Annotated in this window: 7 protein-coding genes; 6 read left to right on the top strand and 1 reads right to left on the bottom strand. The window is 47.0% G+C overall.

Annotated elements, in window-relative coordinates:
- Positions 1-166 precede the first annotated feature (166 nt).
- The 4 genes from IQ263_RS01175 (at position 167) to IQ263_RS01190 (ending at position 9,023) form a co-directional block, all read left to right on the top strand.
- Positions 167-3,445, top strand: coding sequence for a PAS domain-containing sensor histidine kinase (locus IQ263_RS01175; RefSeq protein ID WP_194065777.1), 3,279 nt, complete (start codon positions 167-169; stop codon positions 3,443-3,445).
- 357 nt (positions 3,446-3,802) lie between these two features.
- Positions 3,803-6,979, top strand: coding sequence for an EAL domain-containing protein (locus IQ263_RS01180; protein WP_228049706.1), 3,177 nt, complete (start codon positions 3,803-3,805; stop codon positions 6,977-6,979).
- A gap of 106 nt (positions 6,980-7,085) precedes the next feature.
- Positions 7,086-8,675 (top strand): glycoside hydrolase family 57 protein, encoded by a 1,590-nt coding sequence (locus IQ263_RS01185; protein WP_194065779.1) that lies wholly within the window; start codon positions 7,086-7,088, stop codon positions 8,673-8,675.
- Between the two features lie 84 nt (positions 8,676-8,759).
- Positions 8,760-9,023 (top strand): hypothetical protein, encoded by a 264-nt coding sequence (locus tag IQ263_RS01190; protein ID WP_194065780.1) that lies wholly within the window; start codon positions 8,760-8,762, stop codon positions 9,021-9,023.
- A 46-nt stretch (positions 9,024-9,069) separates the two neighbouring features.
- Here IQ263_RS01190 and petP read toward each other — a convergent pair whose 3' ends face one another.
- A complete protein-coding gene (petP, locus tag IQ263_RS01195) occupies positions 9,070-9,270 on the bottom strand; it encodes a cytochrome b6f subunit PetP (protein ID WP_194065781.1) in 201 nt (66 codons plus the stop codon).
- Positions 9,271-9,929: 659 nt separating this feature from the next.
- Here petP and IQ263_RS01200 point away from each other — a divergent pair.
- Both IQ263_RS01200 and IQ263_RS01205 read left to right on the top strand, forming a co-directional pair.
- Positions 9,930-11,036 carry a FecR family protein gene (locus tag IQ263_RS01200; protein ID WP_194065782.1) on the top strand — a complete coding sequence of 369 codons (1,107 nt, stop codon included), beginning with the start codon at positions 9,930-9,932 and terminating at the stop codon, positions 11,034-11,036.
- 540 nt (positions 11,037-11,576) lie between these two features.
- On the top strand, positions 11,577-13,388 hold the full coding sequence (locus IQ263_RS01205; protein WP_194065783.1) for a CHASE2 domain-containing protein: 1,812 nt from the start codon (positions 11,577-11,579) through the stop codon (positions 13,386-13,388).
- Positions 13,389-13,481 lie beyond the last annotated feature (93 nt).

Below are 13,481 nucleotides of genomic sequence, written 5' to 3' on the forward strand. Positions count from 1 at the left end.
CAACTTTTTGAGAAAGGCCATAGAGCCTCCCGCCTCCAACCGCCGACTCCGCGCACCAATCAAAGATTTTAAATGTATAATTTAACCAGCAATTGCCTATTTTTAGGTTTTAATTTTTCAACTATATTAACTTTTTTAAACAAACACTTGCCTAACAATCAAAACTATGCCTGAAATCCCTGTAGAAAGTACCGCACAGTTTCAGAACAGCATCAGTGAGCTAGAACAGGCAGAATCTGCCCTCAAAATCGCTTGGGACGAACTCGAAAAACAAACAGCAGAAACTATTGCTCAGATAGCCAAAGCCGACCAAGCAAACGCAGAGAATATCCGCGAGCGATTTGCCAAAGCCAAGCAACTGCGCCAGCAACTTCAAACTAAAATAAAAGAAGCCAACTCGCGGCGAGAATTTCACTTAGAAAACTCGCCATTAGCAGTTATAGAGTGGGACAGGGAAGGTCGGGTAGTGCGGTGGTCGCCAATAGCTGAACAAATATTTGGCTGGAGTGCAGCAGAAGTAATCGGCAAATATTGGCACGAATGGTCAATAGTTTATCCAGAAGACTTCGATCTGGTGTCCGCCGTCACAAATCAACTGTTACAGAACAAAGAACCCCGCACCGTTTGCCGCAACCGCAACCATACCAAAGATGGCTCGGTAATTTACTGCGAATGGTACAATTCTGCACTCATTGATGAATCGGGAACATTAGTTTCAATTCTCTCTTTTGCTAGAGACATAACCGAACAACACCGCACTCAAGAAGAACTTCGCCAGCGCGAACAGGAATTTAGCACGCTTGCCGAAAATTCTACCGATATCATAGCGCGGTTCGACCGACAACTGCGGCACCTTTATGTTAACCAAGAAATTGAACGAGCCACCGCCAAATCCCCATCAGAATTTATCGGCAAAAGTAACAAAGAATTAGGAATTTCCCCCGATATTTGCAACCTGTGGGACGAAGCCTGTGTCAAAGTTTTTCGCGTCGGTAAACAAGAAACTATCGAATTTAATTTCCCCACTTCCGACGGGACAACATACTATCAGTGTCGAATCATTCCAGAATTTGCTGAGGACAATTCAGTAGAAACTGTTTTGGCGATCGCCCGCGACATCACAGAAATCAAACAAGTCGAAGCCCAGTTGCGCCAAAGCGAAGCTCGATTTAGGCGCGTAGTTGATTCTAACATCATCGGGATTGTTTTTTGGAACATTAACGGCGAGATCACCGATGCGAATCAGGCTTTTTTAAACCTGGTAGGGTACACGCGAGACGATTTATTTTCCCAAAAAATTGGCTGGCAAACAATGACACCGCCAGAGTGCCGCAGCCTCGATGAAGAAAAACTTGTAGAAGTGGTAGCTAACAACACAAATACCCCTTTTGAAAAAGAATACATCCGAGCCGACGGTAGCCGCGTTCCGGTGCTGCTAGGCTCTGCATTGTTAGAAGGTTCCCAGGAATTAGGAGTGAGTTTTGTGCTGGACTTAACCGAGCGCAAACAAGCCGAATTAGAGCTGGAGAAACAACAAGAACTTTTAGAAAGCATCATTAAAACCATCCCCAACTTCCTGTACATTTACGACACAGAAGCACAGCAAAATATCTATGCAAATGCGGCAGTCACAGCGATGTTGGGCTACAGTCCCCAAGAATTGCAAGACAGGGGTTCAGAAGCAATCTCTAGCTTGATTTACCCGGAGGATATGCCCAAGTTAATTGTAGGTATGCAGCGGCTAGAAAACAGTACCAACCCCCACGAAACCGATGACATCGACTACAGGATAAAACACAAAAATGGAGAATGGCGCTGGGTTCACGATCGATCGACTATCTTCAAAAGAACTCCCGATGGAAAAATGAAGCAAGTAATCGGTTCCGTACTCGACATTACCGATCGCAAAAGGGCCGAAGAATCCTTAAAACAGCAAAACGAATTGCTGCAAACAATCTTCGAGAACGTTCCAGTCATGCTGACATTCTTAGATGCCCAGGGTGAATTATGCTGGGTAAACCGCCACTGGGAACAAGTGCTCGGCTGGAGTTTTGCAGAAACCAAAAACCGCGATATGTTGGCAGAATTTTATCCTGAGCCGGAATACCGCAAATACGTTTTCGACTTCATTCAAGCAGCAACTCAGAAGTGGGGCGACTTCCAAACGAAAGTTAGAGATGGGCGAATTATCGACACGACTTGGGCAAATGTTCGCCTCTCCGACGGCAGGTTGATCGGTATCGGTCAAGATATCAGCGATCGCAAGCGAGCCGAAGCAGAACTCCAGCAGCTCAACGAAACTTTAGAAGCTCAAGTAGCCCTGCGTACAGCCGAATTAGAGACTTTTTTTGATTCTTTACCCGATCTTATTTTTGTGGTAGAACGTGAGAATATGCGCTTCTCTTTTGTCAACTGGCCTTTTGTCGAATTTTGCGGATTCGACAGCAGGCAACAGATGCAGGGCAAAACTATTTATGAATGCTATCCAAGCCAACTTGCAGAACAATTTTACTTGGAAAATATGCAAGTATTTGTATCTGGCCAGACGATTCATTTTCAGGAAAATTTTGTGGTTGCTGGTGATGCTGTTTATTTCGACACTTTTAAAATTCCTCTCAGGAATCTTGACGGCGAAGTTTATGCTTTAATTGGCACGGCTCGCAATGTCACTGAGTTGATCCAGACGAAACAAGCTTTGTCGGAACGCACGGAGCAATTAGAGGTTGCTAATCAAGAATTAGAATCTTTTGGCTACTCGGTTTCCCACGACCTCCGCGCTCCTTTGCGCCACATTTCAGGTTTTGTTAATGCTTTGAAACAGCGCTTAATATCAACTGAGGTTTTGAACGATCCTAAAATTGTTCATTACATCGAAATAATTGAGGACAGCAGCCAAAAAATGAGCTTGTTGATTGATGGTTTGCTGGCTCTTTCGCGGGTGGGGCGGACTGATTTAATCAAAATTCCGATCGATCTTGCCCGGTTGGTGCAAACTGCGATTAAATTGAGTAAACCCCGAACTGCGGCAGATCCCGCCGAAAATCCCGACAGCAAAGTTGAATTTACCGTGGGAGATTTGCCGGGGGTGATGGGAGATCCCACCTTGCTGCAACAGGTGTTCAGCAACTTGATCGACAACGCTGTCAAGTTCAGCCGCGGACGCACTCCGGCTATAATAGTGATTGATGCTTTACCTGACGGAACTATTTTTGTCAAGGATAACGGGGTAGGTTTTTCGATGGAATATGCCGATCGGCTGTTTGGAGCCTTTCAGCGGCTGCACTCCCAGAGAGAATTTGAAGGTACTGGCATAGGTTTGGCGATCGTCCAGCGGATTATTCACCGCCACGGCGGCACGATTTGGGTTCAAAGCGTACCCAGTCAAGGAGCCACGTTTTTCTTTAAACTAGGGCCGACAATCTCAAACGCTAATCTAGATTCCTGAGCGATCGGGATATAGCCTTTCGAGCTTTCATAGGAGGTACTATCCGGTATAGGGCATAGGGCATAGGAAGGGCATAGGGCATATCTCACTTTTTTGAGAACCGCTATAGTAGTTTTTAATTCTGAATTGAAAACTATCATGCAGTTTAATAAGTCACAGTCGGTTCGGCAATCCCTCAGTGGCAGGTGCGAAATCAAGGTCTTGAGAATAGATAATAAATCGTCCCAAAAATAACTTAAAAATTTAGAAAGCTCAATGAAAGTAAATTTCAGAAATGACATATAGCAAAAAAAACACCATTTAAAGATTACGAAAAACTGTATGTTAAATAGAAACTCGACCGATTCTTTACTTAAAATGGTAGCCGAATCAACATTAAAATTGTTGATAATAGAAGACATGGCAGAAGATATAGAATTAATAGAAGTAGCCTTAGAAGCGGGCGGAGTTAATTTTAATTTCGATACAGCAGAAACAGCAGCAGAGTGCAGACAAATGCTCCAAAATAGCAATTACGATGCTGTGCTGTCAGATTACCGCCTCCCGGAATTCAACGGTTTAGAAGTGTTGAAGTTAATGCAGGAATTGGGGCAAGACATACCATTTATTTTAGTAACGGGAAGTTTGGGAGAAGAAGCGGCAGTTGAGTGCATCAAAGCCGGCATGACCGATTATGTATTAAAAGGGCGTCTGTTTAGGTTGCCAACAGTATTAGAACGATCGCTCCAAGAATACAAAATGCGCCGCCAGCAGCAAGAGGCGATCGCCCAAATTCAGCGTCAAGCGACTCGCGAGGCGATCGTCAACCGCATCGTTCAAGCCATGCGCTGCACCCTCGTACTCGACGAAGTGCTGCAAACCACCGCAGATCAACTGCATGAAGCTCTAGAAATTAGCGGCTGCGCGATTTTGCAGCCAGATACCGCAGGCGGGATCGCGATTCGCTACATGAGCTCAAAGGCAGTCGGCAGAGAACTGGCGATCGGTCTAAATTGCGAATTTGCTCAATACTATCGCTCCTCCCTCGGCCGCGGAGAAACGATCACGATCACCGAGTTATCGAGTCTGGCCCCGTCCCTGCAAGCAGCAGCCGAATTCTTAGGGTTTCGCGCGATCGCGATCGCACCGCTGCTCTACCAGCAATCATTTTTAGGAGGAATTTGCCTCTATCAGTGCGATCGACCGCGCTCTTGGAATGCCGAAGAACTGTCGCTAGTCAAAGCTATTGCCGATCAGTGCGCGATCGCGATCCATCAAGCCGAACTCTACCAAACGGCCCAAACCGAACTAGCAGAACGCAAGCGCGCCGAAGCAGAAGTCCGCGGCATTCAGCAGCAACTAGCCACGATGGCAGCCAACATTCCCGGCTCAGTCTACCGCGCCGTGTTGCATCCAGACGGCAAGATGTCGATGCCCTACATCAGTCCAGGGGTGCGCGAACTTACTGGCTTCGATCCTGCAGAAGTCATGGCGTGCCCGCAACTATTGACCGAAATCATTCATCCAGAGGACAAAACCTTGTTTGACGGCAGCGTAGCAACATCGTGTGACAATCTAGAACACTACGATCGCCAGTACCGGATTGTCTTGAATTCCGGCGAAACCAAGTGGGTGCAAGATAGCGCCAAATTTTCTCATAACAAAAACGGCGACGTAGTTATAGACGGAGTAACCCTCGATATCAGCGATCGGAAATTTGCCGAATCAGCGCTGCGGCAAAGCGAACAGCGATTTCGATCGCTGATTGAAAACGCTACAGACATCACGATCATTCTTGACGGCGAGGGAATCTTTCGCTACATCAGCCCTTCGGTGAAGCGAATTTTAGGATACGCGCCCCATAAGGCGATCGGGCGCAGCGCCCTAGGGACAGTTCACCCAGACGACTGCGCCACGATCGCCCAAACCCTCCACAAAGCCCTTCAAAACCCCAAAAGAAGCCAGTCCCCAGTTGAGTATCGAGTCCGCCACCGCAACGGTTCTTGGTGTTATGTAGAAGCTGTAGCCACCAACTTGCTGCACGATCCTGCTGTCAAGGGAATCGTGATCAACTGTCACGACATCACTCAGCGCAAACTCGCCGAAGAACAACTGCTGCACGATGCTTTTCATGACGCCCTCACCGGATTACCCAACCGATCGCTATTTATCGATCGGCTAGAACACTCTGTGAGGCTGGCAAAAAGGCGCACAGACTACTTGTTTGCCGTGCTGTTTCTAGATTTAGACCGATTTAAAGTCGTCAACGATTCCCTCGGCCACGCCATCGGCGATCTACTGCTAGTGGCGATCGCCCGCCGTCTAGAAGCTTGTCTCAGGCCCGGAGATACAGTAGCCCGCATCGGGGGAGACGAATTCGTGCTTTTGCTGGAAGATATCGACGGCGTAAATGAAGCTAGTAGCATTGTCAACCGCCTGCAACAGCAAATCACCTCTCCGATTTTGCTAGACGGACACGAAGTCTTTATCACCGCCAGCATCGGCATTGCTTTGAGTTCTGATGAAGACCTGGAAACGACAAACCTGCTGCGCGACGCCGACACCGCCATGTACCGCGCCAAAAAACTCGGCCGAGCCCGACACGAAGTTTTTAACAGTTCCATGCACGCCCACGCTTTGCGACTGTTGCAGCTAGAAAATGACTTGCGGCGGGCGATCGAATCAATTAGAGACCAAGCCATAGAACAAGAATGTAATCCATGCACGCGATCGGGCTTACCTCCCTTATCCGCAGCCCCCCAGTTTATCATTCACTATCAGCCGATCGTCAGCATCGCCAATAACACAATTAACGGTTTCGAGGCCCTAGTGCGCTGGCAGCATCCAGAACGCGGCTTAATTTCCCCAGTTGAATTTATTCCCATCGCCGAAGAAACCGGATTAATCGTAGCCCTCGGCCGTTGGGTGCTACGCACAGCTTGCCAGCAAATCCGCCAGTGGCAGCAACTATTTCAAAACAACCCGCCCTTAAGCGTCAACGTCAACCTTTCAGTCAAACAGTTTTCTCAGCCAGATTTAATCGAATATATCGATCTAGTTCTCGAAGAAAGTCACCTCGACGGTAGCAGTTTAAAACTAGAAATTACCGAAAGCGTACTCATAGAAAATTCCGACTCAGTAACAGCAATGCTGGTGCAGCTTAGAGCCAGAAACATACACCTTTGCATCGACGACTTCGGCACCGGCTATTCATCCCTGTCCTACCTGCACCGCTTCCCCACCAATACCTTAAAAATAGACCGATCTTTTGTCAGCAGAATGGGAGGCGAGTTCGACCTAAGCAAAGGAAGTATTGACCCGACAGAGATTGTGCGGTCGATCGTTACTTTGTCGCACAATTTGGGCATGGATGTGGTAGCCGAAGGAGTCGAAGAAGCCTCGCAACTATCTATACTCAAAGGATTAAAATGCGAGTTCGCCCAAGGATTCTTTTTTTCCAAGCCAGTAGACTCTCAAACAGCAGCAATTCTGATCCGACAGCAAGCCGAAACTCAAGATTTGCTGACATTGAGTTTTTTAGAAAAAGGTCATTAAAAAAACACGGCATTTTGTGCGTCCCATTTCAGCATAAAATCTTAAAATATTTTAAAGCTGTCCCTAACTACTGGCGTCAGTTAATAACTACGGCATCGAAATCGCTATGACTATTGGCTACCTCGCCCTCGTTCTCCACGCCCACCTGCCTTTTGTCCGCCACCCCGAAAGCGACTACGTTTTAGAAGAAGAATGGCTGTTTGAGGCGATCGCCGAAACCTACATTCCCCTACTGCAAGTCTTTGAGGGGCTGCTTCGCGACGGCATAGACTTTAAAATTACCATGAGCATGACACCGCCCTTGGTGGCGATGCTGCGCGACCCATTACTGCAAGACCGCTTCGACAACCACTTAGCGAAACTCGAAGAACTAGCGGATCTCGAAATTGAACACAACAGCGGCAACGGTCATCTCCGATATTTAGGCGAACATTACGCCGCCCACTTCTCTCAAGTTCGCAATTATTGGGAAAAGTGCGATCGAGATTTAGTCAAAGCCTTCAAAAAATTCCAAGACAGCAACAACCTCGAAATCATGACCTGCGGGGCCACCCACGGCTACTTACCGCTGATGAAAATGTACCCCGAGGCAGTTTGGGCGCAAATACAAGTAGCCTGCGAAAGCTACGAACAAAACTTCGGCCGCCGACCAAAAGGTATTTGGCTGCCCGAATGCGCCTATTACGAAGGCTTAGAGAGGATGTTAGCCGATGCCGGTCTCCGCTACTTTCTCACAGACGGTCACGGCATTCTCTACGCCCGCCCCCGTCCCCGCTACGGTAGCTACGCGCCAATTTTCACCGAATGCGGAGTAGCAGCCTTCGGTCGAGATCACGAATCATCGCAGCAGGTTTGGTCTTCCGAAGTCGGCTATCCCGGCGCAGCCGAATACCGAGAATTCTACAAAGATTTGGGTTGGGAAGCCGAATACGACTACATCAAACCCTACATCATGCCCAACGGCCAGCGCAAAAACACCGGGATTAAGTATCACAAAATCACCGGTCGCGGATTGGGTTTAGGCGACAAACAGTTATACGATCCGTACTGGGCGCGGGAAAAAACAGCCGAACACGCCAGCAACTTTGCTTTCAACCGCGAGCGGCAAGTCGAACACCTCAACGGCATCATGCAGCGCCCGCCGATTATTGTATCGCCTTACGACGCGGAACTTTTCGGTCACTGGTGGTACGAAGGGCCTTGGTTCTTAGATTACTTGTTCCGCAAGAGTTGGTACGACCAAAATACCTACGAGATGACGCATTTAGCCGATTATTTGCGGGGAAATCCGAATCAGCAAGTTTGCCGTCCGTCGCAGTCGAGTTGGGGTTTCCGGGGTTTTCACGAGTATTGGCTCAACGATACCAATGCTTGGATTTACCCGCACTTGCACAAAGCTGCGGAACGGATGATTGAGTTGGGAAGTATGGAACCGGAGGACGAATTGCAGTATCGGGCTTTGAACCAGGCCGCGCGGGAAGTGCTGTTAGCTCAATCGTCTGACTGGGCCTTTATCATGCGGACTGGGACGATGGTTCCCTATGCGGTGCGGCGGACTCGATCGCACTTAATGCGCTTTCACAAGCTGTACGATGAAGTCAAAGAAGGTAAAGTCGATTCCGGTTGGTTGGAGAAGGTCGAAGAGATTGACAACATTTTTCCTGAGATCAACTATCGCGTTTATCGATCGCTTTAATATCAAGTCCGGTAGTACCCGACTGGTATTATTTCAAGTTTTGTAGGGGTTCCTTCGCGCCTGATATTTGATAATTATCGACAAATGATATCAACCCGCCCAGCCCTTACCAGTCCGCTCTTACTTCCAGCCAATTCCCAACAAATTAAAACCCGCCAGCGCGGGTTTTTTATGGATAAAAATATAGCACGTTTTTATGTCCGCGCCCAAGCGTGCTACTTAACATTTACCGTAACTGTCAGTCAGAGAACGGGAGTAGAGGAGAACGGGAGTGAGGGAGTAGGGGAGTGTGAAAAAATTTTCCTTCTTCTCTCGAACCTCGAACCTCAGTATCCGTTACATCCTTGACATCCCGTACATGGCGGCGGAAGCCGAACTTCACGCTTGACTTCTGCTAAACCGGTTCTAGCTCATCTTCAAAGAACCAAGTCGCAAAACCGTTAAACTTCACAATCACGCCTACTCCACTGCCGTCAACCATTCTGAATCCGTCAACGGTGCCGACGGGATTTTCCTTGATCTTGCCCACGATATTTGCAGGTATCCGATCTCTGAGACGGCGCACCTTAACTCTCTGACCTACTTCTATTGCCACTGAAATTGTTCTCCTGCTCTATATAACCTCTATACAAGCGTCCATTTTACAGTTTGGCGGACTCGATCGAACAGCAACACCAGCAGACCGATCGCCCCAGACGATTTTTGGATCGAAATTTCGACCAACTTTTCCGAAAAGACGGTATTCTAGTCCGAGTTGCTCGATCGCGATCGCCGACGACCTACGGTTCCACAGCAGCAAGCTTCACTCGCCAGACCCAGCCGCACTGCTACAGATCATTATTTTTTATCGCTTTGCAAAAATATTTTTTTATTAACTCCCACAATTACAATATTTCTACCCAATTATTCATCCTTCCGGCCGAATGCAAAAAGCACTCACTAGCAGTAATAAATTTTATGTTTGTTATATACAAATACTCATCCATGAACCTTGACATCGGCGCAAACTCTTGCTATAAAAGACTTTGAGTGTGGCAGATAAAATTTCCCCAAGGTCGGAGTTTAGTCAACGGGCACGTTGTAAAACTTTACTAAAACTTCACAATAAACAGAAGATTTAATGGTAAGAGTTGATGCTGAGAAAGCTTATTTTGGCTGCTGTTTGATAGAATAAAAAGTGGAACGATTGCCGGATGTAGGGAGTCTAAGAAAGGAAATGAAGTGTAGGAACTTCAAAATGACAAAATCGAAATTATGAAGAAAATTTTTACGTGCTGGCGATCGAGCAAAATTCCGTTGAGAAGTTTGTCCTTGGCTGTGTTGGCCTGTCTGCCGGCATGGAGCGGGGCGATCGCCAGTCCGATCTCTCCATCCCTCAAACAGCAGTCAAACTTTACTAAAATTGTCTCAGATCCTCGACCGCCAGCAAAGCCGAGCGACTCAACATATCCAAAAAATCCGGCAGAATCGGCGGCTAATCCATCCCCAGCAGCAACCATAAACGCTCAGGGAACAGCGGCCCCACGATCGCTCCAAATTACTGAAATTCGCGGTACTGTCAGCTTTAAGGGCAGATCAGCAGTGGCGGGCGATCGGCTCACAGAACCCGGAGATGAAATCATCACCGGCGCAGATTCCACAGCCAGGATCGCGATCGACAACAACGGCGGCATCGTGGAAGTTGCCGAAAACACCGCAGTCAGAATATCCAATTTATCTGGTAGTGCAGAGGGCGAAAAAGAGACAGCCATTTTTGTCAGCAGGGGGCGAGTCAGGTTGTCCGTCAGCAAAACAAATGCGACAACTCCCGCAACCAACACCTCAACAATTATCCCGCCGAACCAAATTGCCGCCCTCAATACCTTCAGCGGACTCGGAAATTCGATTCAAATTGCCCAACAAAAAAAATCTGCCAGAACCGCCCCTGTCAGGGTAGAAACCCCCGAAGGCGTGGCCGGAGTGCGCGGCACTTCCTTTGGTGTCAGCGTCAGCGACGGCAAAACCTCAGTCGAAACTATTGAAGGTGCCGTCGCAGTATCCGGGAGCACCGACTCCGAAGTCGTTGTCAACGGCGGCAGCGCGACGACAATTTTCCGTCAATCTCCTCCCGCGCCCACCTCAACAAGCCCTCACCTAGCAGAACTCCAAGTCCGCAGTTTGTTCAGACTCAGTGGCAATATCTATCGCCTCAGCGGTCAAATTAACCCGATCGACATAATTTATGTCAATAACGAAGCGATTAAGATCGATCGAGACGGCAAGTTCAAGATCCAAGGGGTTTTACCTCCCAGCCGCCGCCTCAACATCGTAGTGCTAGCCCCCTCCGTCAGACAACGGCATTACATCCTTGTAGTGCCCTAAACAGCCTATCTAGCTGTAAGGAGTTAGATCTGAGATATGACACCAGTTTCAACTCAATTGACCGATCGAAAAAAGGTTAGTAGTGCGGACTTGAGTCCGCAAAATAGAATAGTGTCCGGTAAATTTACAGTTCAGAAAAAGGTTAGTAGTGTGGACTTGAGTCCGCAAAATAGAATAGTATCCGGTAAATTTACAGTTCAAAAATTGGTTATTAGTGCGGAATTCAGTCCGCATTACTAACCTTTTTTATTATGGTAATCGGCGACGCTTGGCTTGATAATTTCGTTTACAGACGAAGCATTTAGCGGTGAATCTGTGCAGTCAAAATAAACAAAATTTGCACCCGCGCTTTGTGCTTGCGGTATTGTAAAAGTTCAATAGCATAAATTTTCTCGAACCTCGGACGCGAATGTCATATCAATTCCGGTTGCACTCATACATAATGTTAACAGTCAACAGTCAACAGTTAACAGTTAATAGTGAATTTACTATTCCGATAAAGAGATAATTTGATATCAATTATAGTGTTATATTAATTGCATGAAGTTCAAAAAACTGATTGAGCATTTCAAACGTCAACCCATCGCCATCCGGCAATATATAATCACAAATCCTCCCTGGATGACAGGTGCTTTAGCAGGCGTAGTTTCTGTACTAATGCTGCACTTGGGAATGTGGAAACCCCTAGACTATTTAGGATACAAAACACTATTTGAAATTCGAGAATCGGGAATTTTGCCAAATCCAGGGTGGGATTCGAGAATTGCCGTAATTGCGATCGAACCCCAAAGCTTGCAGGAATACGGTAAATTTCCTTGGCCGCGCAATCGCTACGCCGAATTGCTGCAGGCGCTGAAAAAATCTCCCCCCACAGCAATTGGCTTCGACATTCTTTTTCTCGATCCGAGTCCGAAAGATGATATTTTAGCGGAGGCGATCGCCGCCAATGGCAAAGTTGTACTCCCGAGAACCACCAAAGAAGAACCAGTAGCATCTTTAAAAGCAGTAGCCGCAGGTGTCGGACACATAATGCACGAGGCCAACAGCGACGGCATTAGCCGCGATTCAACAATGTTTCTGGGATCTATTCCTAATTTCGGTTTAGCAATGGTTCAGAGGTATAATGCTGCTAACCCGCAAAATCCTGTATTGCTACCGCAGCCAGAAAATATGCAAGACCAAAAAGTCTGGATTAACTGGCCAGGGAAAACAAAAAATCTACCAACCTACGCTTTTGTTGATGTTGTAAAAGGTAGAATTCCTGAAAATGCTTTCGCGAATAAATTAGTCTTAGTTGGTGTCGTCGCTACCGGTGTCGATCAGATATCTACCCCTCTCAACAAAACTACGGCTGGGGTTTATTTATATGCGGCGTTGATTGACAATTTACTCGATCGACGCTTGCTGCAGCGGCTACCGGTACTGTTAGAATTTTTTTTATTGTTGGGAATTGGGCCGCTGACGGCTTTGGTTCTGTGCAACCGAGGTGTTAAAGAGAGAATTGCGATCACCCTCGGTTTACCTGTCGTTTGGATTGCCGCCGCTGCTGTATTATTTAGCTACTATTTTTGGTGGATTCCCATTGCCGCACCCATCGGCACTTTAATATTATCAAGCACTGCTTTGCAACTGCGGGAACAATACGAAAAACAGCAGTTAATGAGGTTGTTTGAAAAGCACGTCGCCCCCGAAACTGCTCAGCTTATTTGGAAGCGCAAAGCGGAGATATTTGAACAAGGAGAACTCGAACCTCAAGAACTTACAGCAACTGTGCTGTTTATGGATATTCGCAGTTTTACTTCGATTTCCGAAAAAATGCCCGCGCGGGATTTACTCACCTGGCTGAACAATTATTTAGAAGCGATGACTGACTGTATTATGGATCACGGCGGCGTTGTCGATAAGTACATCGGCGATGCAATTATGGCAGTTTTTGGAGTGCCTTTTTGCCAAACAGAATATCCCGCAATTCAACAAGATGCTTTGAATGCAGTTGCGGCTTGCATCGCCATGCACGAAAAACTGAACGAAATTAACCAGAAGCTGAGAATTGAACGCAAACCTTTAATTAAGTTTGGCATAGGTTTGCATACCGGACAGTTAATTGCTGGTAGCGTTGGCGGTTCCCGGCGTTTGAATTATTCTGTGATCGGCGATGCTGTCAATGTTGCCGCTAGATTGGAGGCGATGAATAAGCAAATTGTTTCTGACAGTCCTTTTAATTTGTTGGTGACGGGGAAGACTTTTGATTACGTGTGCGATCGCTACGAAGGCCAAAAAGTAGGATCGATTCAATTACGGGGCAAACAAGAAGAGACTGTGGTTTATGCTATTTTGGGCGAAAAGCAGTAGTTATTGGTTATTAGTTATTGGTTATTGGTTATTGGTTATTGGTTATTGGTTATTGGTTATTGGTTATCGGTTATTGGTTATTGGTTATTGGTT

This window comes from Tychonema sp. LEGE 06208 (assembly GCF_015207505.1).
Lineage (GTDB): Bacteria > Cyanobacteriota > Cyanobacteriia > Cyanobacteriales > Microcoleaceae > Microcoleus.

Coding starts and splice junctions, on each gene's coding strand:
- IQ263_RS01175 (WP_194065777.1), top strand. CDS start 167: ATGCCTGAAATCCCTGTAGAAAGTACCGCACAGTTTCAGAACAGCATC.
- IQ263_RS01180 (WP_228049706.1), top strand. CDS start 3,803: ATGGTAGCCGAATCAACATTAAAATTGTTGATAATAGAAGACATGGCA.
- IQ263_RS01185 (WP_194065779.1), top strand. CDS start 7,086: ATGACTATTGGCTACCTCGCCCTCGTTCTCCACGCCCACCTGCCTTTT.
- IQ263_RS01190 (WP_194065780.1), top strand. CDS start 8,760: ATGATATCAACCCGCCCAGCCCTTACCAGTCCGCTCTTACTTCCAGCC.
- IQ263_RS01200 (WP_194065782.1), top strand. CDS start 9,930: ATGAAGAAAATTTTTACGTGCTGGCGATCGAGCAAAATTCCGTTGAGA.
- IQ263_RS01205 (WP_194065783.1), top strand. CDS start 11,577: ATGAAGTTCAAAAAACTGATTGAGCATTTCAAACGTCAACCCATCGCC.